At 66.7% G+C, this 25,468-nt stretch carries 14 protein-coding genes and 3 pseudogenes; 13 read left to right on the forward strand and 4 right to left on the reverse strand.

Translation table 11 applies throughout. The features are described 5' to 3' along the window. Nucleotides 1–24 precede the first annotated feature (24 nt). The 4 genes from ASE22_RS15095 to ASE22_RS15110 all read left to right on the forward strand — a co-directional run bounded on the left by ASE22_RS15095 (nt 25) and on the right by ASE22_RS15110 (nt 4,145). The gene (locus ASE22_RS15095; RefSeq protein ID WP_056360992.1) at nt 25–852 is read left to right on the forward strand and encodes an acetoacetate decarboxylase family protein; all 828 of its coding nucleotides are present in this window, start codon (nt 25–27) and stop codon (nt 850–852) included. Nucleotides 853–959: 107 nt separating this feature from the next. Continuing rightward, complete coding sequence (locus ASE22_RS15100) at nt 960–2,117, forward strand: Gfo/Idh/MocA family protein (protein WP_056360996.1); 1,158 nt, start codon at nt 960–962, stop codon at nt 2,115–2,117. 49 nt (nt 2,118–2,166) lie between these two features. Further along, a complete protein-coding gene (locus ASE22_RS15105; protein ID WP_056360999.1) occupies nt 2,167–2,853 on the forward strand; it encodes a TetR/AcrR family transcriptional regulator in 687 nt (228 codons plus the stop codon). Nucleotides 2,854–2,933: 80 nt separating this feature from the next. Next, nucleotides 2,934–4,145 carry a cytochrome P450 gene (locus ASE22_RS15110; RefSeq protein WP_056361002.1) on the forward strand — a complete coding sequence of 404 codons (1,212 nt, stop codon included), beginning with the start codon at nt 2,934–2,936 and terminating at the stop codon, nt 4,143–4,145. Between the two features lie 50 nt (nt 4,146–4,195). On the opposite strand, the gene ASE22_RS15115 is transcribed toward ASE22_RS15110, so the two are convergent. Next, entirely contained in the window at nt 4,196–6,427 is a 2,232-nt protein-coding gene (locus ASE22_RS15115) for a TonB-dependent receptor (protein WP_056361005.1), read from the reverse strand. A gap of 373 nt (nt 6,428–6,800) precedes the next feature. On the opposite strand from ASE22_RS15115, the gene ASE22_RS15120 reads away from it, so the two are divergent. Continuing rightward, nucleotides 6,801–8,885: a PQQ-dependent dehydrogenase, methanol/ethanol family gene (locus tag ASE22_RS15120; protein WP_056361008.1), complete on the forward strand. Its 2,085-nt coding sequence runs from the start codon at nt 6,801–6,803 to the stop codon at nt 8,883–8,885. A 75-nt stretch (nt 8,886–8,960) separates the two neighbouring features. Here the strand turns inward: ASE22_RS15120 and ASE22_RS15125 are convergent, their stop codons facing one another. From ASE22_RS15125 to ASE22_RS15135, 3 genes are all read right to left on the reverse strand, one after another. After that, the gene (locus tag ASE22_RS15125) at nt 8,961–10,454 is read right to left on the reverse strand and encodes an aldehyde dehydrogenase family protein (RefSeq protein ID WP_056361010.1); all 1,494 of its coding nucleotides are present in this window, start codon (nt 10,452–10,454) and stop codon (nt 8,961–8,963) included. Between the two features lie 324 nt (nt 10,455–10,778). Further along, nucleotides 10,779–11,999 carry an MFS transporter gene (locus ASE22_RS15130; RefSeq protein WP_056361013.1) on the reverse strand — a complete coding sequence of 407 codons (1,221 nt, stop codon included), beginning with the start codon at nt 11,997–11,999 and terminating at the stop codon, nt 10,779–10,781. Continuing rightward, nucleotides 11,992–13,038, reverse strand: coding sequence for a LacI family DNA-binding transcriptional regulator (locus ASE22_RS15135; protein ID WP_082591531.1), 1,047 nt, complete (start codon nt 13,036–13,038; stop codon nt 11,992–11,994). The genes ASE22_RS15130 and ASE22_RS15135 overlap by 8 nt, the downstream gene beginning before the upstream one ends. 363 nt (nt 13,039–13,401) lie before the next feature. Here ASE22_RS15135 and ASE22_RS15140 point away from each other — a divergent pair, with 363 nt between their 5' ends. From ASE22_RS15140 to edd, 8 genes and pseudogenes are all read left to right on the forward strand, one after another. Further along, on the forward strand, nt 13,402–15,855 hold the full coding sequence (locus ASE22_RS15140; RefSeq protein WP_056361021.1) for a TonB-dependent receptor: 2,454 nt from the start codon (nt 13,402–13,404) through the stop codon (nt 15,853–15,855). A 5-nt stretch (nt 15,856–15,860) separates the two neighbouring features. Beyond that, entirely contained in the window at nt 15,861–18,197 is a 2,337-nt protein-coding gene (locus ASE22_RS15145) for a beta-glucosidase family protein (RefSeq protein WP_235536374.1), read from the forward strand. A gap of 49 nt (nt 18,198–18,246) precedes the next feature. Further along, complete coding sequence (locus tag ASE22_RS15150) at nt 18,247–19,542, forward strand: sugar MFS transporter (RefSeq protein ID WP_056361024.1); 1,296 nt, start codon at nt 18,247–18,249, stop codon at nt 19,540–19,542. Between the two features lie 103 nt (nt 19,543–19,645). Continuing rightward, on the forward strand, nt 19,646–22,123 hold the full coding sequence (locus ASE22_RS15155) for a glycoside hydrolase family 3 protein (protein ID WP_056361027.1): 2,478 nt from the start codon (nt 19,646–19,648) through the stop codon (nt 22,121–22,123). A gap of 8 nt (nt 22,124–22,131) precedes the next feature. Next, nucleotides 22,132–23,466 (forward strand): glucose-6-phosphate dehydrogenase (gene zwf, locus ASE22_RS15160; RefSeq protein WP_268801324.1); only part of this gene is annotated, 1,335 nt, incomplete at its 3' end. 1 nt (nt 23,467) lies between these two features. Then, nucleotides 23,468–23,686: pseudogene (locus ASE22_RS27660) on the forward strand (glucose-6-phosphate dehydrogenase); the annotation flags it as partial. A gap of 177 nt (nt 23,687–23,863) precedes the next feature. Continuing rightward, nucleotides 23,864–24,108 (forward strand): annotated as a pseudogene (locus ASE22_RS27665) (phosphogluconate dehydratase); the annotation flags it as partial. Nucleotide 24,109: 1 nt separating this feature from the next. Further along, nucleotides 24,110–25,468: pseudogene (edd, locus tag ASE22_RS15165) on the forward strand (phosphogluconate dehydratase); the annotation flags it as partial.

Raw genomic sequence — 25,468 nt, forward strand, 5'->3', positions numbered from 1 at the left:
CCTCCCGTCCTGCAAGGAGCCGCCATGGCCCAGCCGACCGACGCTTTCACCGGCGGTATCCTCAACCTCACCGGCGTCCGCCCCGGGGCGGCATTCCGATATGACGGGCTGAGCTTCCCCGACATGACCGTCTATATGGTCACCTTCCGCAGCAGCTATGAAGCGATCGAGAAGCTGATCCTTCCGCCGCCGCTGAAGGTCGACCGGTCGAAGCCGCCCGAGGTTCACGCCTGGTATTTCACCAGCCGCAACACCCTGCCCATGGACGGGCGGGTGACGCCCTATCACGGCTTCCAGTTCCGCGGGCACACCGCGTTCGAAGGCGTGAAGGGTTTTGCGGGCTGGGAATATATCGACAGCCTGGACGGCGATAAGACGCATGTCGACATCATGGGCCCCTGGGGCGTCTATTTCGGCATGCTCAAGAAGTTCGCCGACATTCGCTTCGTGCCGACCAGCGTCGACGCCTTCGAGGTGACGGTCAGCCGGCGGGGCCAGCGCCTGATCACGATGCGGATGCGTATCGGCGCCGAGCTCGATGCCGCGGGCGTCGCCGCGATGAATGCGGGCGGGTCGGAGACCCTGACGGTGCGCGAGATACCCGATGTCAACTATGCTGGCTTCGTCGACCGGACGGTGTGCTGCTCGCCGACCGATCGCAGCAACCAGGTGCTGCGCGCCTGGCAGGCCGAGGACGCCTTCATCGAATTCGGTTCGCTCGAGCAGGATCCGCTGGCGGAGCTGGCGCCCGAGGGGCCGATCCGGGCGGTCGCCTTCAACGCCACCGCGTCGGTCGAGACCTTCACCGAGATGCGCGTCCTGGGCACCTTGCCGGGTCATCCCGGACATTGATCGGCAGGGGAGAATCTTGCTCGCAATCGTCATCGGATCGGCGCTGGCGCGCTGATGCCACCGTCATAGGGTAAGGAAGCGAAGGACGACGACGGGAGAAGGCGCGGATGACGGCGAGCGGCAATGACGGAAAGGCGCGGGACGCGAAGATCCGGATCGGCATCCTCGGGGCGAGCGCCAACCCCTTCGCCTGGGCGAGCGCCGCGCACATACCGGCGCTCCGGTCGCTTCCCGAATATGAGCTGGTCGCCGTCGCCTCGCGCAACCAGGACAATGCCGATGCCGCCGCCGCCAAGCACGGCATCCCCCGCGCCTATGGCGATTATCACGAGATGCTCGCGCAGCCCGATCTCGACATGATCATCGTCAGCACCGGTTCGGCGCATCATCATCAGTTCGTGATGCCGGCGATCGAGGCCGGCAAGCATGTCTTCTGCGAGTGGCCGTTCGGGACCAGCATGGCGCAGGCGCTCGAGATGCGCGACGCCGCGCGGGCGAAGGGCGTGCGCACGCTCGTAGGTCTGCAGAATCGCTGCGCGCCGATCGTCGCCTATGTCCGCGACCTGATCGCGCAGGGCTATGTCGGCACGCTCTGGTCGGTGAACTTCGACCGTGCCAACGATCAGACCGCACGGATGGCCGTCAGCCAGGCCTATGTCGACTTTCTCGAACAGGCCAATGCCGGCCTGCGCATCATGGGCGGTCATGCGCTCGACACGCTGGCCGCCTATGTCGGCGAGTTCGTCGATCTCCAGGCCTATATGACGATCGGGATGAAGGAGATCCGGCTGGACAGCGGCAAGGTCGTGCCGATGACCCACAAGGATCATATCCTGGTCAATGGCCGACTGGACAGCGGGGCGGTGGCTTCGATCGTGATGAAGCAGAATTCGCCCACCTATAAGCCCTTCCACCTGGAGATCAGCGGATCGGGCGGCGCGCTGATCATCACCACCGAGGGCGACCTCGATCCCAGCGAGCGCCACCCCGGCGTCCCCAATGATTACCTCATCTACGGCACGCCGAAGCTTGGCGGCGCGTTCGAACCGCTGAGCATCCCGCCCCGATATCGCACCGTGCCGGGAGAGACGCCCGATACCCAGCCGCTCAACGTCGCGCACATGTTCCAGGACTTCGCCCGGGCGCTGGTCGAGGATCGGCCGGGCCCGCTCGATTTCGACCATGGCGTGATGCGGCACCGGCAGCTCGAAACCATCGCCCGCGCCGCCGAAACCGGCATGCGGCAGCCGTTCTCCGCCGGATAGGCGCGACCCGATGGTGCCGCCGTTGCCGATCGAGGAGCCTTGACCGTCGATGGCAAGCACCGCATCGACGGAGGCGATGTCCACCGCGCCACCCTCTGCCCCGCCCTCCGCATCGCCAGAGACCCGCGAGCAGCTGATCGCGACGGCGCTGCGCATCTTCGCGGGGCAGGGCTATGACGGCGCGTCGACCCGCGACATCGCCCGCGCGTCGGGTGTCGCCCTGTCGGCGATCAGCTATCATTTCGGCAGCAAGCCCGAACTCTATGCAGCGGTGGCGGATCGCGCCGCGACGGTGATGTTCGCGCCGATCGAGGCGCATGTGGCGCGGGCCGAAGCGATCGCCGCCGCGCGACCGACGCGCGAACAGGCGCGCGACGCGCTCGTCCAACTCATCGACGCGGTCGCGGTCTCGCTGCTGGCGACCGGGCATGAAGCGGAAGCGGCCAACCAGTTCGGCATGCGCGAACTGGCGATCGGCGGTCCCGAGGTCGATCGGATCCATCGCGGCGTCGTGGAGCCGATCGTCACCGCCGCCGCCGCCCTGCTCGCCGCGGCGCTGGGCGGCGACAGGCGGGATCATGGCCTGGTCGCGACCACCTTGTTCGGGCCGATCACGCTGATGCGCCTGCTCCACAACCGCAGCCTCGGCGACATGGCATCGGCCGAAGCCGAAGGGCTGCTGGCGACCGTCCGTGCCGTCAGCAAATGCAACGCGATGATCCTTTTCGACAAGTGAAAAAAGCCTCGATGGCTTGGTAGCTTTTCGCCTGGAGGGTATAGGTCGGTCGATCGACCTAAACGATAAAGGAGGGCGGGATGGACCAGCTGATCGACATGAAGGACGTACCGGGCCATGTCCCGCCCGAGTTGATCTTCGACTTCGACCTGCACCGCGATCCCATGCTGGACCGGGATCTCCATCGCGGTTATTTCGCGCTCCACGCCGATGCGCCGGGCCTGTTCTACACGCGCCGCAACGGCGGCCATTGGGTCGCGACCAGCTATGACATCGTCCGGACGATGATGCTCAGTCCCGCGATCTTCTCCAGCAGCGGCACCGCCGTTCCCGCGGCGCCGCCGGAACTGGCCGTGCCGTTCCCGCCGCTCGACATGGACGATCCCGAGCATCGCAAATATCGAGCCCTGCTCAACAGGTTCCTGGCGCCGTCGGTGGTGCGGCGGATGGAGGCCACCGTCCGGACGCTGGCGCGCGAACTGATCGCCGATATCGTCGCCGGCGGGCGGGCGTGCGAATATGTCGAGCAATTCTCGTCGCGCCTGCCGGTCGGCATCTGGATGGCGATCATGGGCATGGACTTCTCGCGGCGGCGAGAGATCATCAACTGGGTCCACGTCATCATCGGCCATTATTCGGACGGCGACCGGGGGCGGGTGATGGAGGAACTCTACGCCTATCAGGGGCAACTCGCCGACGAGCGGGAACGCAATCCCGGCGACGATCCGATCAGCTTCCTGCTTCAGGCCGAGGTCGATGGTCAAAAGCTCAGCCGGAAGATGGTCCTGGACATCTGCAACCTGCTGTTCACCGCGGGGCTCGATACCGTTACCAACGCGCTGACCTTCCTGACCCGCTTCCTGGCCGAAAACCCGGATCATCAGCAGCGGCTTCGCGACGACCCCGGCACCATTCCGAGGGCGATCGAGGAGATGCTGCGCCGGCACGCCTTCGTGAACACCGGCCGTCGGGTGATGAGCGACACCGAACTGGGCGGCGTCGGTCTGCGCCGCGGCGACCATGTGTTGGGCGCGCTCGCTGCGGCGACCAACGATCCGAGGCAATGGGAAGACCCGCTGACGGTCGATTTCGACCGTGACGCGCGGGGCCATCTGGCCTTCAATACCGGGCCGCATGCCTGCGCCGGCATCCATCTCGCGCGGCTCGAACTGCGGGTGTGCCTGGAGGAATGGCTGGCCGCGATCCCGACGTTCCGGACCGCGCCCGATTATGTGCCGGTGGTGCGCAAGGGGCAGACCATGGGGCTCGAAAGCCTCGATCTCGTCTGGTGAAACCGAAACGGGCTCCGACGCACCGCGCCGGAGCCCTTTCCATCGCGGCTTCAGAAGCTGAAGTCGACCGAGACGCCGTAGGTCAGCGGCGCGCCGGCCAGAAAGGGATAGCCGGGGCCGCCTTCCTGGGTCAGCGCGAGCGAGACATATTTCTCGTCGAACAGGTTCTTGCCCCACAGCCGGAAGGCGAGATTGTCGTTGGGGGCGAACGTCACCTGGGCGTTCACCAGGTCGTAGGACGGCTGGTGGAGCAGGTTGTCCGGTTCGAAGTCATAGCCGCTGTTGTGATAATAATCGGCGCTGAGGGTCCAGCGTCCGCCGGCGCCATCGAAGCCGTAATCGGCGCCGATGTTGAAGGTCGCCCTGGGAGCCAGCGGCGTGCGGTTGCCGTCGGCGACGATGTTGAGCAGCGGCGATACCGCACCGCCCGTTGGGGAGGGCGGGCCGCTCGGTGCGCAGCGAACGCATAGGCCGGTCGTCGGATCGATACTGCCATAGGACGTATATTTGGAATCGAGCCAGGTGAAGCCGAAGCGCGCGGTCAGCGCGTCGGAGATCGCCGCCTGCCCGTCCAGTTCGAAACCATGGACGCGCGACCCGTCGGCATTGGACAGCGCCAGCGATCCGTTCTGGAGCAGCTGCACCTGGGGATCCTGGACGTCGTAGAAAAAGGCGGCGGTGTTCAGCCGGACGCGCCGGTCGAACAGGTCCATCTTGAAGCCGACCTCATAGGCATCGAGCGTTTCGGGACGCTGCGGCGGCGCCGAAAAGGGGATCAGATTGTAACCTGCCGACTTGTAGCCCCGGCTGAACGACGCATAGCCCAATATGTCCGGCGTGAACTTGTAGTCGACCGAGGCTCGGAAGGTGACCTTTTCGAAGGTCGTCTTGTCGGACGCGGTGGCGATGGGAATCAGCGGCGTGCCGGGGTTGAGCACGGCGTTGCGGGTCGCGAGGTTCTGGATGCCGTTGCCGCTGAGTTCGTCGCGCGTGTAGCGGAGGCCGCCGGTCAGGCTGAGCCCCGGCGCCACCTCATAGGTGGCCTGGCCATAGCCGGCATAGGATTTCACGTGCTGGAAATTCTCGAGGAACAGATGCGCCCCCGGGAAGATCGTTGCGTCGAACAACAGGCCTGAAAAGTCGTTCGGATAAGCCGTCTTGGTGTCATAGTAGAACAAGCCGAGCAGCCAGTCGAAGCGGCCCCCCGAATGGCCCAGCTGGAACTCCTGCGTGAACTGTTTCAGGTCCGCGCGCTGGTGGTAGATGAAGTCGGGCAGCGGACCATAGTCGCCATCGCCCTTCGCGCGCTCCTTGTCGCGCGTATAGGCGGTGATGCTCGTCAGCCTGGCGAAGCCGAAATCCTGTTCGGCGCGCAGCGACGCGCCCCAGAACTGGGCCATCAGGCGGCCGTCGACATCGGAATCATGATCGTAGAAATCGTCGAGCGACGGTGTGATCAGGCCCGGCACCGTCCGGGTGCCGCGCGTGAAGCCGGGAAAGCTGTTCCCCTGGCTTCCCGACTTCGAATAGGAATAGAAGCCCGACAGCACGAAACGCGTCGTCTCGCCCGGCTCGAACAACAGCTTCGAGCGCGCGGTGAAATCGTCGACGAAGCCGACCCGGTTGCCCGTCGCGCGATTGGTGCCCCAGCCGTCGCTCTGCCGGGTTCCGCCGACCGACAGGTCCGCCGCGATCTTCTCGCCCAGCGAGCCCGTGACATAGGCGTCGCCGTGGAACATGTCGAAGCGGCCATAGCCCAGGCTCCCGCGCATGGCGAAATCGTGCGACGGATCGGGCGTGACGATGTTGATGACGCCGCCCGAGGAGTTGCGCCCGAACAACGTGCCCTGCGGACCCTTCAGCACCTCGACCCGCTCGATATTGTTGAGGGTCAGGAAGCCCGGTGGCAGGCGGGTATAATAGATGCCGTCGAGATAGACCGCGACGCTCGATTCGTTGCCGACCGCCGCCGCCGTGCTGCCGATGCCGCGCAGGAAGGGGATGACCGATCCGCCGCCGCCGGGCTGGATCTGCAGGCCCGGCGTGGTCAGCGTCAGTTCGCCGACGCTGGTGATGCCGCGCGCCTTGAGCGACTCGCCGGTGAAGGCAGTGACCGACAATGGCACGTCCTGCAGGTTCTGCGCCCGTTTCTGCGCGGTGACGACGATCTCTTCGATCTGCGGCCCGCTGCTCTCGTCCGGCTGCTGCGCCTGCGCCGGCTGGTGGATCATTACGCCGGCGCATGCGGACAGCAGCAGCCAGCGGATATCTTTGCTTCGCATATCCTTATCCCCTCTCCAAAAGGCACGGCCGTTCTTGGTGACGGCCATTGTCGTCATCGGTCCCACCGGGATGTGGTGAGCCGACGCTGGATTTATGACTGCAATGAAAGAGGCGGGATGCTCGCGCACCTTTGTGGAAGCGCGTATAGATTGCGAAAAGCGATCCTAATTCCGAAGGACTTTCGAATTACGATCAAGATTTCACAAAATGGACTTCATAGTAACGTTTCTTAACTGTGGAAATTTGGCATTTTATTTGCCTATTGGGCCAGGATGACGTTACCGCCATGGCGATGTGGGGCCGGCGATCTATAGCTTCTCTGCAAATATACCAGCGTCACGATGGCGCGGGAGCGAATCGGGAGGGGTTGGAATGCGTGCGGCCAAGGCAGTAAAGCAATGTTCGGTCGCGGTGCTCGCCGCCATGACGCTGATATCGGCCCGGCCCGCCGTGCAGCCGGTCGAGTGGCCCGTCTATGGCCGGACCAACGCCGCGCTGCGCTTCGCGCCGATCGCGCAGATCGATCGGACCAACATCTCGCGTCTCGGCCTCGCCTGGTATCATGAATTCGACACCGATCGCGGCCAGGAGGCGACGCCGATCATGGTCGGCGGGGTGCTGTATGTCAGCTCGGCCTGGTCCAAGGTCTTCGCCTTCGATGCCCGCACCGGACGGCAGCTCTGGTCGTTCGATCCCGAAGTGCCGAAGCCCACTCTCGCCAAGAGTTGCTGTGACGCGATCAATCGCGGCGTGTCCGTGGCGAACGGGCGCGTCTTCGTCGCCACGCTCGACGGGCGGCTGATCGCGCTCGACGCGAAGACCGGGCACAGGCTCTGGTCGACGCTGACGGTCGATCCGTCGAAGCCCTATACGATCACCGGCGCGACCGAGGTCGCGGGCGACCTGGTGCTGATCGGCAACGGCGGTGCCGAATTCGGCGTGCGTGGCTATATCTCGGCCTATCATGTCGCGACCGGCCAACTCGCCTGGCGCTTCTACACGGTCCCGCATCCGGACGGGAAGCCGGACGGCCAGCCCTCCGACAAGCCTTTGCGCGAACTGGCCGGGCCCACCTGGTTCGGCAAGGGCTGGCGCGAGGCCGGCGGGGGCGGAACCGTCTGGGATTCGATGGCCTACGACCCGGAAAGCGGCGTGCTTTACTTCGGCGTCGGCAATGGCGGCCCCTATGACTGGAACATCCGCTCCGACGGCAAGGGCGACAATCTCTTCCTGTCGTCGATCGTCGCGGTGAAGGCGGCGACGGGCGAATATCTGTGGCACTACCAGACCACGCCCGGCGACAGCTGGGACTATACCGCGACCCAGCACATCATGCTGCTCGACGCCGAATGGCGCGGCCGGCCGCGCAAGCTGTTGCTGCAGGCACCGAAGAACGGCTTCTTCTACGTCCTGGACCGTACGACCGGCGAGCTTCTGTCGGCCGAGCCCTATGCCGAGGTCACCTGGGCGAAGGGGATCGATCCGAAGACCGGCCGGCCGATCATGGCCCCCGGCGCGCATTACCAGGACAAGCCCTTCCTGCAGTCGCCCTCGGGGCTTGGCGCGCACAGCTGGCATCCGATGGCCTACAGCCCGCAGAGCCGCCTGGTGTACATACCGACTCAGGTGATGGCGCAGTATTTCGCCCGCGATCCCGCCTTCACCTATCGCCCCGGCCATATGAACGTCGGCATCGATACGCGTACCCTGGCGGTGCCCGACGATCCCGCCGAACTCGCCCGGATGAAGGCGTCGGTCTATGGCGAACTGATCGCCTGGGATCCCTTCGCGGGAACGGTGCGCTGGCGCGCGAAGCATCCGTTCTTCGTCAATGGCGGCGTGCTGGCGACCGCGGGCGGGCTGGTCTTCCAGGGAACCGGGGAGGGGACGCTGAAGGCTTATGACGCCACCAGCGGTGCCACGCTCTGGTCCTATCCCACCGTCAACGGCATCGTCGCGCCGCCGATCAGCTACGCGATCGACCGGCGGCAATATGTCGCGGTGATGGTGGGCTATGGCGGGCCAAGCGCGATGTACGGCACCATCGTTCCCTACCGGCCGCGCCTGCCCGGTCGCTTGATGGTGTTCGCGATCGACGGCAAGGCGAAGGCGAAGCCCTACGACATCCCGCAACCCGCCCCGGTCGACCTGACCGGGGTTGTCACGAGCGGCGATCCGGTGCGTGGCCTGGCTGCCTATAACGACACCTGCCTGGTCTGCCACGGCTTCAGCGCGCGCGGACGCTTCACCGCGGACCTGCGCCGCTCGCAGATCGTCAAGGATCCGGACAGCTTCCGGGCGGTCGTGCTCGACGGGGCGTTCAAGGATCTGGGGATGGTCGGCTTCGGCCGATATATCCGCCCCGAGGGCGCCGAGGACATCCGGGCCTATCTGATCCAGGAGGCGCGCAAACTGGCCGATCGCGGCGACCCCGACATCTGGGAAGCGCCGCGCTGATCCTGCCACGCCCATAAAAACCCCATCCGCCGGAAGGGCGGACGGGGCAGGCTGGCTTCGCGGAGGAAGAGCCGGTCAGTCGATATTGATCCACACCGACTTGACGTTGAGATATTCGTCGAGATGGTGCTTGCCGCTCTCCGAGCCGTAGCCGCTCATCTTGTAGCCGCCGAACGGTACCGCCGGATCCATCGCCTGATAGCAATTGACCCACACCGATCCCGCGCGGATCAGCCCGGCCAGCTTGTGCGCCTTCTTCACGTCGCGGGTCCATACGCCGCTGCCCAGGCCGAACACGGTGTTGTTCGCGCGCTTCACGACCTCCTCGACATCGTCGAACGGGATCGCGGAGATGACCGGGCCGAAAATCTCCTCGCGGGCGATCGTCATGTCGTCGTCGACATCGGCGAACAGCGTCGGCGGCACGAAATAGCCTTTGGCCAGGTCCCCGTCGGTGAGCCGGCTGCCGCCCGCGACCGCGCGTGCGCCTTCCCTGGCGCCCGCTTCGAGATAGCCGGTCACGCGCTCCAGTTGCCCCTGCGAGACCAGCGGACCGATCATGGTGGAGGGGTCGAGGCTGTTGCCGACGCGCAGCGACTTCGCGAAGGCTCCGACCTTCTCGACGAACTCGTCGTAGATCTGGCGTTCGACGAACAGGCGGCTGCCCGCGCTGCACACCTGGCCCGAATTGGCGAAGACGGCCATGGCCGCGCCGGGCACCGCCGCGTCGAGGTCCGCGTCTGCGAAGACGATGTCGGGCGACTTGCCGCCGAGCTCGAGCGTGAGCCGCTTGAGATTGCCGGCCGAGGCCTGGACGATCCGCTGCCCGGTCTCGCACGATCCGGTGAACGCGACCTTGTCTACGTCGAGATGCGCGGCGAGGGCCGCGCCCGCCGTCTCGCCGAAGCCGGTCAGGATGTTGACGACGCCTGGCGGCACGCCTGCTTCCAGGCAGAGCTCGCCGAGGCGCAGCGCGCTGAGCGATGCCTGCTCCGCCGGCTTCAGCACCAGCGTGCAGCCGGTGGCGAGCGCGGGCGCGATCTTCCACGTGGCGTTGAACACCGGGCCGTTCCACGGCACGATCCCGCCGACGACGCCGACCGGCTCGCGCATCGTGTAGGACAGGATGTTGCCCGGAACCGAATTGGGCAGCGTTTCGCCCTGGATTCCCGTCGCCATGCCGGCGCAGAAGCGGAAGGTGTCGACGACCAGCCGCTGCAGGAAGGGGAGGGCGGCGATCGGCGAGCCCATGTCGATGGCGTCGAGCAGGAACAGCTCCTCGAAATTCGCCTCGATCAGGTCGGCGAGCTTGAGAATGACGCGCTGTCGCTCGGCCGGCTTGAACCTGCTCCACGGGCCTTCGAAGGCGCGCCGGGCGGCGGCGACCGCCAGATCGACATCCTCCCTGCCGCCCTCGGCGACCGGATCGAGCGCTTCGCCGGTCGAGGGATTGAAGGAGCCGAAGCTCTTGCCCGATAGGGCCTCCACCCATTTCCCGTCGATCAGCAGCTTCTTCGGCTTGCCGTTCAGAAAGGCGGGGCGGGTCTGGATAGGATTATGTTGGTTCATCGAATTCTCCTAAATGTCGGAGATCCGCACGCTTCTCGTGGTGGCGCGGTGCCCGGCGCCGCCCGACGCGCCCCGACAGTCGAGGGCGGATCATGGCGCCGAAACAAGGTGGGATCGTCGACCGGGCCATAGTCCCGCACGGGCGGGGGCGGGGCCAGTTCCGAGTCTTTTCAGATGCGACTAATGCTTTCCCGATTGGACTGTGACCGGTCGGTACGGGGTCGTTCGATCCTTCCGGCATGGTCGGGGATCGTCCGGATCATGGTTCGGCGATCGAGCTGTCGGGTAGAGATAAGGCGATGAGCGCCGGTCGCGATGCGACCGTTACCGGAGCGAGCGGCTCGTCAGCAGGGCACCGCCGCTTCCCGCGAGCGCCAGCAGCAGGAAGGCGAACAACAGGCCGTAGCCGTCGTGCGACTGGTCGAACAGCGTGAGGGCGAGGGCCGGCGCGAGGATCGCGGGAACGGTGTTCGCCGCGTTCATGATCCCCAGGTCGCGTCCGCGGTGCCGGTCCGACGGCAGGATCTGCGCGACCAGGGCGATGTCGATCGTCAGGAAGCTGCCGAGGCCGGCCACGAAGACGGTATAGCCGAACAGGGCAGTGACCCAGTCGCTGCGGATGAGAAGCGCCGACAGGCCGACCATCATCAAGGCGACGGCGCCGAGAAGAAAGGGTCTTCTTCGGCCGGATCGATCCGACCAGCGGCCCGCGCCGATCGACGTCACGGCGCCGACGAACGTGGCTATGACGATGATCCCCGCAAAGCCGGTCTGCGCCGATATGTCCGACGGCCCGTCGCCACGAAAGACCTCGTCCTTGAGATAGAAAAGGAAATAGCTGGTCATCACATTGCCCGAAAGCTGGACAAGGCATTTGGCCACCCACAGGCTGAAGAAGGCGCGCCAGCCGCGCTGGGGCAGCGGACCGCCGCGTCTATGCGGATCATCGGACGTATCGACGTCGCGCCAGTGGCCGAGCGCCGCGATCAGCAGCGGCAGGACCAGTGCCGCGGTGAGCATGGTGACCGCGATCAGCCGGGCGCCGTCGGTCGCGAACAAGGGCAGGCCCACCAGGCCCGAGGCAAGCGTGCCCGCGGGAAGCGCCAGATTGGCGAGCCCCGACACCCGCCCTTTCAAATGGTCCGGCACCTTGTCCGCCAGCAGCGCGCCCAGCGGCCCGAAGAACATGTTGAAGAAGAGCTGGAAGAGCATCAGGCCGATGCCGAGCACGACGGCCTCGGAGGCGGTCGCGATGACGGCGTAGGACAACCATGTTCCGGCCAGGCCGGCCCAAAGCCAGGGCATGCGCGTGCCGATGCGGGCGCGGGTCCAGTCGCTGGCCATGCCTGCCGCGACATTGGCGATGGTGGCGACCAGCACGCCGGCGAGGAGGGCCTCGCTCAGCAGCGTCACCTTGGCCTCGCCCGCCAGCGCCTCGGCGCGCAGCGGCAATATGATCGTCAGCAGCGGCAGGAAGGCGATATAGGCGCCGGCATTGGCGAGCGGATAGAGCCAGAGGAACCGGCGCTGGCCCGGGTCAGTCATGCGGGGGCGCGGTGGAGCCCCGCACGACGAACTCGAAGGGGAGGATCTGGGAATCCGCACCGGAGTCGGACGATCCCTGCTCTCCGATCAGAAGCGACGCCGCGCGCTCGGCCATCGCCGCGGTCGGCTGGCGGACCGCTGTCAGCGGCGGAAGGCTGAAGCTGATCGGCGGGGTGTCGTCGAAGCTGATGATCGACAGGTCCGACGGGACGGCCAGGCCGGCATCCTGGGCACGGTGCAGCACGGCCAAGGCCTGTTCGTCGCTGCTGGCGATGATCGCGCTGGGCCTCTGTTCCAGCGCCAGCAGCGCATCCGCGGCGGCGAGCCCCGATTCGAAACTGAACTCGCCCTGCCGGATCCAGCGTTCGTCGATCGCGGCACCCGCGGCCGCCATTCCCGATCGAAATCCTGCGAGTCGTTCAGCGCTGACGGCATAGTCGGGGCTACCCGTCAGAAAGCCGATGCGGCGATGGCCGAGGTCGATCAGGTGCCGCGTCGCAACGGCGGCCGCCTCCTTCTCGTCCATCATCACACGGAATCCCCGCGCATCGCCGTCGCCGGGGCTCATCCGCGCGAAGCGCACGCCGCGGCGCTCCAGCTGGTCGAGGATCCTGACGTCCTGCGAATGCGGCGGGGTCAGGATCACGCCGTCGGGTCGCAGCGAGGAAATGACCGCGTCGATCCTGGCATGCAAGCCACTCGAATGGCCGTCGAGCAGTTCGATCAGCAGATGATAGCCGTCGCGCTCGCAGCGCGGCATCGCCCCGAGCAGCATCTGCGCGACCCAGTCGCTGCCCCGGCCCGCGCGCCACTTCTCGAGCGTGGGTTCGCGGTCGTTGAACGCGACCAGCAGATAGGATTTCGATCCGCCCATGCGGCGCGCGGCGATGTTGGGAACATAGCCGAGCTTCTCGACGGCGGCCCGCACCCGCTCGCGCAGCGCGTCGGTGACGTTGGGGCCGTTGTTGATGACGCGCGACACGGTCTGCAACGAAACGCCGGCTTCCTCGGCGACGTGCCTGATCGTTACTGATCGCATCTGCACCCCCGGGTACGCGGCTGGCTCCAGCCAGATCTCCGCGCGGTCTATCCGACGATATCGGCCGAACTGCAATCCCAAACTGGACCGATATTTATTGTTGTGAACGTTCTTAATTTCTGCTTAAAGGCGATTCATACGAGGTCAGGGAGCCTCGACGCGAGAGAGGAATGCTCATGGAAAGCACGGCCTAGACGCGCACCGCGCGGTTACATGGTATCAGTAGAGAATTATCGCCTTGATCGTCGTGCCATCGTGCATGGGCGAGCGATTTCTGCTGCCATTCATTTTAGAAATCATCGGATCATCTATAGTTCCGACAATAATGATTGCGCCGCCGGCGTGCGGCCATGGGAGATTCTTATGCACAACAGGGCCCTTCTCGCTGCCGGCACCGCAATCGGCGTGGCGTTCTCCTGGGCGCAGATGGCGTCTGCGCAGTCGGCGGTCACCGCCGCGGCGCCGGCGGCCGACGACCAGAACGGCGTCGGCGACATCATCGTAACCGCCACCCGCCGCGAGACCAGTCTTCAGCGTACGCCAGTTGCGGTGTCCGCCTTCAGCCAGGCGACGCTCGACAAGCAGCAGGTAAGCAACGTAACCGATCTCGCGCGCTTCGTGCCGAGCCTTCAGTTCACCCAGCAAGGCGACCAGTCGGCCGTGCTGCTGACCCTGCGCGGCATCGGTAACGACAGCGCCTATACGGAAGTCGCCGACCCCGAGGTGGCGATCTATGTCGACGGCATCTATTCCCCGCGCTCGCAGGGCGCATCGACGCTGTTCTACGATCTGGAGCGTGCCGAGGTGCTGCGTGGTCCTCAGGGCACACTGTTCGGCCGCAACGCCACCGTCGGTGCGCTGAACCTGATCTCGGCCAGGCCGACCTTCGACGACGTTCATGGCAATGTCGAGCTGACCGCTGGCAATTACAGCCGGTTCGGCGCACGCGGCATGATCAATCTGCCGGTCAGCGATACGCTCGCCTTCCGCGTCGCCTTCGTGACCGAGCGGCATGACGGCTATGCCGACTATCAGCCGGCGCCGAACGTGCCGAACGTCGACAAGTCGGCCTTCATCTCCAACGGCAAGAAATATTATGCCCAGGACCAACAGTCCGCCCGGGTCAGCATGATCTTCCGCCCCAGCGAAAGATTCCGCTGGTTCCTGAGTGCGGAAGGCTTCCTCGATCAGGGCGCCCCGGTCATCGGCCTGCTGCAGACCCCACGCGCCGGCACCAAGCGCTGGTCGACCCTGAGCGACACCGCGCCCGACACCGACCGCTACTCGGTCGCGGTGCGGAGCACGATGGACTACGACATCACCGACAGCGCCCAGATCAGCTATATCGCGGGCTTCTCGCGGATCGGCGGCAGCACCCAGACCGATGCCGATGCCGGGGCCCTGCCGCCGACCGGAGGCTTCGATCCCGCGACCGGGCTACAATTGTACCTCGGTGCGTTCGGCGAGAACCGCACCGTCAATTCGCGCTACGACTTCCAGAGCCACGAGCTTCAGCTCAAATCGACCGGCGACAACAAGCTCGATTATATCATCGGCGCCTATTATTCTCACGAGGTCAACAAGATCCGCTTCGACGTCGATCAGCGCGACGGCTATCGCGGCGGCTCGACCCGCGCGTTCGTCGGCAGCTTCATCCAGGCGCATCGCCAGATCGATTCCATGGCCGGCTTCGGGCAGGCGATCTATCACTTCAACGACAAGATCCGCCTGACCGGTGGCCTGCGCTACACCCGGGACAAGAAGAAGGATGTCGGCGGCCGCAACGTAACGGCCTTCGGCTGCCCGACGCCGACCGATATCTCATGCTCGGTCAACATCTTCGGCCAGTTCCCGCACGCCACCGCGGCCGAGCTGGTGGCGCTGCTCAACGCGCAGGGCGGCAATTTCTCGATCTCGAACAACGACGTGAAGGGAAGCTGGAACAAGCTCACCTGGCTCGCCCGCGTTGATGCCGACCTGACCGACACGATCCTGGGCTATGCCAGCGTCAGCACGGGCTTCAAGTCGGGCAACATTCAGGATGGCGGCCAGACCACCGATCCCGAAAGCATCACCAACTATGAGATGGGCTTCAAGTCGCGCTTTTTCGATCGCCGGCTCACCCTGAACGTCGCCGCCTATTATTCCGACTTCAAGGGCTATCAGGTAAACCAGGTCGTCGCGACCCGCGACGCCAACGGCAACACCATCGCCAGCCAGGTCGTCACCCAGAATGCAAAGGGCGCGACCTCCTACGGCCTCGAGGGCGAGCTGGTCGCCGAGATCACGCCGAACGACCGGATCCAGATGTCGGGCACGCTCCAGAAGACCAAGCTCAAGACGCTGCTCAGCATCGACGCGCGCTTTGACGACTCCGCCAACGTCACTGCGATCCGCGACCTGAAGGGCAATGAACTTGCCCATGCGCCGCGCTTCTCGGGCACCGCCAGCTACGAGCATGATTTCGAGCTGGCGAGCGGCGGCCGCATCACGCCGCGCGCGGCGATCCATTATGAGACGCGCAGCTGGCTGTCCTTCTTCAACGGCGACCGGACCACCCGGACCAACGCCGCAGGGCAGCAGGTCTATTACGGGTCGAGCTTCGACAAGCAGAAAGCCTATACCCGCACCGATCTGGCCCTGCGCTACACCGCACCGGCCGATCGCTACAGTGTCGAGGCCTTCGTCCAGAATCTGGAGGACAGTCACGTCCGGACCAACGCCGCGACCTTCGGACCGACCCGCTACGCGCCGGTGTTCCTGTCGAACCTGCAGCCGCCGCGCACCTGGGGCGTCCGCGCCAAGGCGTCGTTCTGACCCCGATGGCCATGACCAGAACGCTGACGTCGATCATGCCCCAATTCCCGCGTCAGCTTCCTCGTGCGACGGTGCGTTCCCACGCACCGTCGCCTCTTTGCTTCCGAAGGCCGTGGCTGCTGCTCGGCGCGGCGGCGCTGTCGCTGTCGGCCGCCGCTTCGGCCCATCGGTGGGAGGATCGCTCGCTCGGCGCGGGCGAGCGGGCCGCCGCGCTGGTCGCGGCGATGACGCCGGCGGAGAAGGTCGCGCTCGTCCACGGCTATTTCCCGCCGCTCGCCAGGCCGGCGAAGGAACTGGGGATGATTCCGTCGGCCGGGCATATCCCGGGCGTGCCGCGCCTGGGCATACCGACCCTGCGCGAAAGCGACGCGAGTCTCGGCGTCGCCAACCAGGTCGAGCAGCGCAAGGGCGACACCGCCACCGCCCTGCCCGCCGGCCTCGCGACCGCCGCCACCTTCAACCCCGAGCTCGCGCGGATGGGCGGTGCGATGATCGGCGCGGAGGCGCGCGCCAAGACCTTCAACATCCTGCTCGCGGGCGGGGTGAACCTGACGCGCGATCCGTGGAACGGCCGCAACTTCGAATATCTCGGCGAGGATCCGCTGCTCGCCGGCGTGATGGGCGGCGAAGCGATCCGCGGGGTCGAGAGCGCGCATATCGTATCGACGGTCAAGCATTTCGTGCTCAATGCGCAGGAGACGGGGCGTCATGTCCTCGATGCGCGGATCGGCGAGGCGGCCTTGCGCGAAAGCGACTTGCTCGCGTTCCAGATCGCGATCGAGCGCGGTCGGCCCGGCTCGGTGATGTGCGCCTACAACAAGGTCAACGGCGATTATGCCTGCGAGAACGACGCGCTGTTGAACGGCGTCCTCAAGGGCGACTGGAAATATCCGGGCTGGGTGATGTCCGACTGGGGCGCGGTCCATTCGACCGAGAAGGCGGCGCTCGGCGGTCTGGACCAGCAGTCAGGCCAGGAGCTCGATCGCGGGATGTTCTTCTCCGAGCCGTTCGAGAAGGCGGTCGCCGCGGGACGGATCCCGCAGGCGCGTCTCGACGACATGGTCCGTCGTATCCTGACGGGCGTCATCGCGAGCGGACTGATGGATGATCCCGTCCCCGAAACGCCGCAGCCGATCGACCTCGATACCCATGCCGATGTCGCGCAGGCCGTCGCCGAGCAGGGCATGGTCCTGCTCAAGAATGATGGCGGCCTGCTGCCGCTGGCGAAGGACGCGCGCAGGATCGTGCTGATCGGCGCGCATGCCGACGTCGGCGTGCTGTCGGGCGGCGGATCGTCGCAGGTCCGGTCGACCGGCGGCGCACCCGTCGAGATCGCGCTGACCGAGGGCGAGGCGGCTTCCTTCGCGCGGATGACCTGGCATGCGTCGTCGCCGCTCGAGGCGATCCGCGCCGCCGCCCCCCATGCCGAAGTGACCTATGTCGACGGCACCGACGCCAAGGCGGCCGCCGAAGCCGCGCGCGGTGCGGACATGGCGATCGTCTTTGCCTGGCAATGGCAGAGCGAAGCCCAGGACGTCGAGACGCTCTCGCTGCCCGACGGGCAGGATGCGCTGATCGATGCCGTCGCCGCGGCCAACCGCCGGACGCTCGTCGTGCTCGAGACGGGCGGACCCGTGCTGATGCCCTGGGTGGAGAAGGTGCCGGCGATCCTGCAGGCCTGGTATCCGGGCCAGCGCGGCGGCGAGGCGATCGCCGATATCCTGGTCGGCAAGGTCAATCCGTCGGGCCGCCTGCCGATCACCTTTCCGGCCTCGGCCGATCAGGCGCCCCGGCCGATGCCGATGGGGCTGGCCAATCTCAAGGCCGCGGTCGCGCGGCGCAAGGCCGGAAACACGATCGACTACGGCATGTCCGCCGGTGTCGCCCCGTTCGCCGTCGACTATCGCGAGGGCGCCGACGTCGGCTATCGCTGGTATGAGAAGACCGGGCAGAAACCGCTGTTCCCGTTCGGCTACGGTCTCAGCTACACGCGCTTCAGCTATGGCAAGCCGATCGTCGAGAGCGGCGCGGCCCCGGTCGTGACGCTCGACATCACCAATGACGGCGGTCGCGCCGGCGCCGACGTCGCCCAGGTCTATGTGCAGGGCCCGAAGGGGAATAGTCGGTGGCGCCTCGCCGGCTTCGCGCGGGTACCGCTCGAGCCCGGCCAGACGGGGCACGTCCGCATTCCCCTCGAACCACGGACGTTCGCGCGTTTTGACAGCGCGTCGAAAAGCTGGATCGTCGATGGTGGCGCGCGGCGCTTCCGGATCGGGCGGTCGGCGACCGACATGATCGCCGAAGGCACGATCGATCTCGCCGCCCGGCGGATGGCGCCATGAACGCGGCGGGCGGACCGATCGCCGTCGGCGGCAGGGAGAGGAATTGATCATGGGTCCGGCACCGGTTTCGGCAGCGACGGCGGAGGACGAAGCTCCGGCACAGGCGACGGGTTCGCTCGTCGGCCTGCGCTGGTTCGTCTTCGCCCTGTTCTTCATCTTCGGGGGGATCACGAGCCTCAACGACGTATTGATCCCCAAGCTGAAGGGGCTCTTCACGCTCAGCTATCACGAAGCCATGCTGGTCCAGTCGGCCTTCTTCGCCGCCTATTTCATCATATCGCTGCCGGCGGCGCTGATCGTGCAGCGGATGGGCTATATGCGCACCGCCTCGATCGGCCTGCTCACCATGATGGGTGGCTGCCTGCTGTTCATCCCCGCCTCGTCGTCGGGCACCTTCTCGCTGTTCCTGATGGCGCTGTTCGTGCTCGGATCGGGCATAACCATCGTCCAGGTGGTCGCCAACCCGCTGATCTCGATGCTGGGCGCGGCCCGGACCGCGCATAGCCGGCTGACCTTCGCGCAGGCCTTCAACTCGCTCGGCACCACGATCTTTCCGCCGGTCGGCTCGATCGTCATCCTGGGCAGCCTCGCGACGGTCGACCCGCAGACATTGTCGGGGGCGGCGCTAGAGGCGTTCCGCATCGCCGAAACCCGGACGATCGTGCACACCTACATCGCGCTGGCGGCTGCACTGCTGATCATCGCGGCGGTCGTCTGGCTGGGGCGCAACCAGCTGCGGGAGAAGCGGTCGGACGACAATATCCTCGCGGCGTTCGGCCTGCTTGCGCGGCCGCGCTTCGCCTTCGGCACGCTCGGCATCTTCCTCTATGTCGGGGCCGAAGTCTCGATCGGCTCGTTCATCGTCAACTATCTGGCGCAGGGCGACGTGCTCGGGCTCGCCGCCGAGGACGCGGGCAAGCTGCTGGTGTTCTACTGGGGCGGCGCGCTCGCCGGCCGTTTCCTCGGGGCCTATGCGCTGCGCGTCGTCGCGCCCGCCAGGGTTCTGATGGCCGTCGCGGCGGGTGCGATCGCGCTGATCCTGATCTCGGCGAACAGCACGGGCGCGCTCTCGGGCTGGTCGTTGCTCGCGGTTGGGCTGATGAACTCGATCATGTTCCCGACGATCTTCAGCCTTGCCAGCGAAGGGCTGGGGAGGCGCGCCGCCGAAGGCTCGGGTATCATCTGCATGGCGATCGTCGGCGGCGCGATCGTGCCGCTGATCGCGGGGCGGGCGGCCGACGCCGCCACGCTGCGGTTCGCGCTGATCGTGCCGGCGATCTGCTACATGCTGATCGCGCTGTTCGGCCGATATTGCCACCGCCATCCCGCGGCCCCGTCCAGCTGACATGCCCGCGCCGCCCGATCGGACGGAGCCGCGCCGCCTTGTTCCCGCAACCTGCCCCAACCGCCGGACGCCAGCGCGTCGAGGCCCGATGTCGGATCGTTCCATGAAGAAGCTTTCCACCGCCGCCACCCTCGCAGCCCTCGTCCTGGTAGCGGGTTGCGGCAAGCAGCCGGCCGCGGATCCCCATTCGCCGGTCGCGCATGCCGAACTCTGGCCCGAGGTGCAGGCGCAGCCCCGGCGCGATCCCGCAGTCGAGGCGCGGATCGACAAGCTGCTGGCGGCGATGAGCGTGGCGGACAAGGTCGGCCAGCTGATCCAGGTCGATATCGGCAGCATCGACCCGGCCGATGTCCGCCGCTGGAAGATCGGAGCGGTGCTCAGCGGTGGCAATTCGGGACCTTATGGCGACGACTATGCGCCGCCGGCCCAATGGCTTCGCCTGGCGGACGAATATTATGACGCGTCGATCGCGCGCACCGATGGCCGGCCGCCCATCCCGATCATGTGGGGAACGGATTCGGTCCACGGCAACAACAACATCGTCGGCGCGACCCTCTTCCCGCACAATATCGGGCTCGGCGCAGCGCGCGACCGCGACCTGATCCGGCGGATCGGCGCTGCGACGGCGCTCGAGACGGCGGCGGCGGGGATAGACTGGACCTTCGCGCCGACGCTGGCGGTGGTGCAGGACGATCGCTGGGGGCGGACTTATGAAAGCTTCTCCGAGGAGCCGGCGATCCCCACCGCCTATGCGGGGGCAATGGTCGAGGGCGTGCAGGGCAAGGTCGGCACCGCCGACTTCCTGTCGCCGACGCATGTGATCGCGACCACAAAGCATTTCCTCGGCGACGGCGGCACCGGCGGGCGCGACCAGGGCGACGCGCGGATATCCGAGCAGGACCTGCGCGACGTGCATCTCGGCGGTTATCCGGCGGCGCTCGAAGCGGGCACCCAGTCGGTGATGGCGAGCTTCTCGAGCTGGAACGGCGAGAAGATGAGCGGAAACAAGAGCCTGCTCACCGACGTGCTCAAGGGCCGGATGCATTTCGACGGCTTCGTCGTCGGCGACTGGAACAGCCATGGCCAGGTCAAGGGCTGCACCAACGAAAGCTGCCCGCAGGCGATCAACGCCGGGCTCGACATGTTCATGTATTCGGGGCCGGGCTGGAAGAAGCTCTATACCAATACCCTCGCCCAGGTGGAAAAGGGCATCATTCCCATGGCGCGGCTCGACGATGCCGTGCGCCGGATCCTGCGCGTCAAGATCCGCGCCGGCCTGTTCGAGCGCGGTCGCCCCTCGTCGCGGGCGATGGCGGGCAGGTTCGATGCGATCGGATCGCCCGGGCATCGCGCGCTGGCGCGGCGGGCGGTGCGCGAGTCGATGGTGCTGCTGAAGAACGAAGGCGTGCTGCCGCTCCGGCCCGCCCAGAACATCCTCGTGGCGGGGGAGGCGGCCGACAGCATCAGCCAGCAGTCCGGTGGATGGTCGATCACCTGGCAGGGAGCCGACGTGCCCAATTCGGCCTTCCCCAACGGCCAGTCGATCTGGAGCGGGATCGCCGCGGCGGTGAAGGCCGCGGGCGGAAGCGCGACGCTTTCGCCCGACGGCCATTTCGCCGGGAAGCCCGACGCCGCGATCGTGGTGTTCGGCGAGAAGCCCTATGCAGAGTTCAGGGGAGACCGCCCGACCCTCGAGTTCAGTCCCGAGGACAAGGCGGACCTGGCCTTGCTGCGCCGGCTGAAGGCGGCGGGCATCCCCGTCGTCGCGGTCTTCCTGTCGGGCAGGCCTTTGTGGGTGAACGCCGAGATCAATGCGTCGGATGCCTTCGTCGCGGCCTTCCTGCCCGGCACCGAGGGCGGCGGCGTGGCCGATATGCTGTTCCGCGCGCCCGACGGATCGGTGCCGCATGATTTCCGCGGGCGCCTGAGCTTTTCCTGGCCGAAGCGACCCGACCAGTACCGGCTCAACCGGCGCGACCAGGGCTATGATCCGCTGTTCGCCTATGGCTATGGCCTCAGCTATGCGAAACCCGGGCATATCGGCCCGCTCGACGAACGCCGGCCCAAGGGCATGGCCGCCGGCACGCCGACCGCCTTCTGGGCCAGGGGACGGATGCCCGACGGGTGGAGCTTCCGGACCGCACCGGACGGGGCGCCGATCGAGATCAAGGCGATCGACCGGATCAGGCAGGAGGATTCGCGTCGCTTCGCCTGGGCCGGGCCTGCCGAGGTGCGGATCGAGGCGGGCAGGGCGCTCGATTATGCGCGCGAGACCAATGGCGAGATCAGCCTCGTGGTCGACTATCGGCGCGACAGCGCCGGCAGGGGGCCGGTCGCGATCGGCATGGGCACGCGCGATCGGCGCCAGTTGATGACGGTCACGCGCACGATCGCCGGCGCGAAGCCCGGCGCCTGGTCGACGCTCGCCATTCCGCTGGGCTGCTTCCGGCGCGACGGCCTCGACATGTCGAAGATCACGACGCCCTTCATCCTCTCGGGCGGGGCGGGGCTCGCCTTGTCGATATCGGACGTCCGCATCGACTATCGATCGGTGCCGATGACGGTCTGCGGGGACCGATAGGGTCTTCGATGCCGGACTCGGCCAAGACGCTTCTCCTGTTCGGTGCGACGGGCGATCTCGCGCGGCGCATGGTGCTGCCGTCCCTGTTCGGGCTCCATGCCGACGGGTTGATCTCGCCCGACCTGCGGATCGTCGGCACCGCGCGAACCGACGAGGATGGCGATGCCTTCCGGGCGATGACGGGTGCGGCGCTAGAGCAATATCTGCCGGTCGAGGCCCGCGACCCGAAGGATATCTCCACCTTTCTCGAACGCCTCGATTATGTGCCGCTCGATGCCTCCAGGCCGGAGTGTTTCGGGCCGCTGGCCGACGCGGTGGGATCGCGCAGATCCGACGATGTGGCGATCTTCCTGTCGACCGCACCCTCGCTGTTCGAATCGAGCATCGCGGGGTTGTCCCGCGCAGGGCTGGCTGGTTCCAATGTCCGCCTGGCATTGGAGAAGCCGCTCGGCTTCGACCTCGCATCGAGCCGGTCGATCAACGATGCGGTCGCGCATGTCTTCTCGGAAGCGCAGATCTTCCGGATCGATCATTATCTGGGCAAGGAGACGGTGCAGAACCTGCTGGCGCTGCGCTTCGCCAACAGCCTGTTCGAGCCGTTGTGGCGCGAGGGCGGGATCGACCATGTCCAGATAACCGTGTCGGAGACGGTGGGGCTCGAAGGCCGGGTCGGTTTCTACGACGGTGCAGGCGCGATCCGCGACATGGTGCAGAACCACATGCTCCAGCTGCTCGCGCTGGTCGCGATGGAGCCGCCCGCCCGATTCGATGCGACGGGCATCCGCGACGAGAAGGTCAAGGTGCTGCGCTCGCTGCGGCCGATCGACCGGGCGACGGCGGCGAGCCACAGCGTGATCGGCCAATATGGCGCGGGCGCGATGGCGGGGGGGCCGGTGCCGGGCTATGTCGAGGAGCTCGGCAAGCCGTCGGCGACCGAGACCTTCGTGGCGCTGAAGGTCAATATCGACAATTGGCGGTGGCGGGGCGTGCCCTTCTACCTGCGCACCGGCAAGCGGCTGCCGAGCCGCCAGTCGGAGATCATCATCCAGTTCCGCGATGTGCCGCACTCGATCTTCGGTGCTCGCGCCCTCAAGCCCAACAAGCTGGTCATCCGGCTGCAGCCCGAAGAGAATATCCGGCTCCTGCTCATGGCGAAGGAGCCGGGGCTCGACCGCGGCGGCCTGATGCTGCGCGAGGTGCCGCTCGATATTTCGCTACCCAACGCCTTTGCCGACAGCCGCCGGCGGATCGCCTATGAACGGCTGCTGCTCGACCTGGTCGAGGGCGACCAGACGCTGTTCGTGCGGCGCGACGAGGTGGAGGCGCAGTGGGAATGGGTCGATNCGGATCGCCTATGAACGGCTGCTGCTCGACCTGGTCGAGGGCGACCAGACGCTGTTCGTGCGGCGCGACGAGGTGGAGGCGCAGTGGGAATGGGTCGATGCGATCCGCGATGGCTGGGCCGCCAACGGCATGAAGCCCAGGCCCTACACCGCGGGCACCTGGGGCCCGTCGGCCGCGATCGCACTCACCGAGCGCGACGGCGTCACATGGCATGAGTGATCAGGCCGTACCGATGATCCTTGCCGGATTCGAAGTGCCCGAGGGAGTGAGACGATGAGCCTGCACGCAGTGGTCGAGGCGGTGACGTCGCGAATTATCGAGCGGTCCCGCGCGGGCCGTTCGGCCTATCTCGACCTGATCGNGCGTGGGATGGCCCCGGCATGGGAGAGTGAGACGATGAGCCTGCACGCAGTGGTCGAGGCGGTGACGTCGCGAATTATCGAGCGGTCCCGCGCGGGCCGTTCGGCCTATCTCGACCTGATCGCGCGCGAGCGGGACAGCGGTGTGGACCGCCCCAATCTGTCGTGCGGCAATCTGGCGCATGGCTTTGCGGCGTCGGGCGAGGACAAGCCCGCGATCCGCGACGGCGGCGCGATGAACATCGGCATCGTCACCGCCTATAACGACATGCTGTCGGCGCANTGGCTTTGCGGCGTCGGGCGAGGACAAGCCCGCGATCCGCGACGGCGGCGCGATGAACATCGGCATCGTCACCGCCTATAACGACATGCTGTCGGCGCATCAGCCCTATGGCCGCTATCCCGAGCAGATGAAGCTGTGGGCGCGCGAGGCGGGGATCACCGCMCAGGTGGCGGGCGGGGTCCCGGCGATGTGCGACGGGGTGACGCAGGGCCAGCGGGGGATGGAGCTGTCGCTGTTCAGCCGCGACACCATCGCTCTGTCGACCGYGGTGGCGCTCAGYCACGGCATGTTCGAGGGCGCGGCGCTGCTCGGCATCTGCGACAAGATCGTCCCCGGGCTGCTGATCGGCGCGCTGCGCTTCGGCCATCTGCCGACGATCCTGGTGCCCGCCGGGCCGATGCCCTCGGGGCTCGCCAACAAGGAGAAGCAGCGCGTCCGCCAGCTCTATGCCGAGGGCAAGGTCGGGCGGGCCGAGCTGCTCGAGGCCGAGAGCGCCTCCTATCATGGTGCCGGCACCTGCACCTTCTACGGCACCGCCAATTCGAACCAGATGATGATGGAGGTGATGGGCCTCCACATCCCCGGCAGCGCCTTCGTCAATCCGGGGACGAAGCTGCGCCAGGAACTGACCCGCGCGGCGGTCCATCGGCTCGGTGCGATCGGCTGGGACGGCGACGACTATCGGCCGCTGGGGCGCTGCGTCGACGAGAAGGCGGTCGTCAACGCGGCGGTCGGCCTGCTCGCGACCGGCGGCTCGACCAACCATGTCATCCATCTGCCGGCGATAGCGCGCGCCGCCGGAATCGTCATCGACTGGGAGGATATCGACCGGCTGTCCKCGGCGGTGCCGCTGATCGCCAGGGTTTATCCCAACGGCGCGGGCGACGTGAACCATTTCCAGGCGGCGGGCGGCATGGCCTATGTCATCGCGACCCTGCTCGACGGCGGCTATCTCCACCGCGACATCCTGACCGTCGCTGGCGACGACCTYGGCGCCTATGCGAGGGAGCCCCGGCTCGACGGCGAAGCGCTGGCCTGGGCCGATGCCCCGGCCGARCCGCTCGAYGAYGCGATGCTGCGCCCGCACGGCCGCCCGTTCCAGCCCGACGGCGGCATGCGGCTGGTGCAGGGCAATCTCGGGCGCGGCACCTTCAAGACSAGCGCGGTCGAGCGGRGCCGCTGGACGATCGAGGCGCCGGCCCGCGTGTTCGACGACCAGGACCAGGTCACCGCCGCSTTCAAGGCGGGCGAGCTCGACCGYGACGTGGTGGTGGTGGTGCGCTTCCAGGGCCCGAAGGCCAACGGCATGCCCGAACTCCACAAGCTGACCCCGCCGCTCGGCGTACTGCAGGACAAGGG

Origin of the sequence: Sphingomonas sp. Root720, assembly GCF_001428605.1 — a bacterium.
GTDB lineage: Bacteria > Pseudomonadota > Alphaproteobacteria > Sphingomonadales > Sphingomonadaceae > Rhizorhabdus.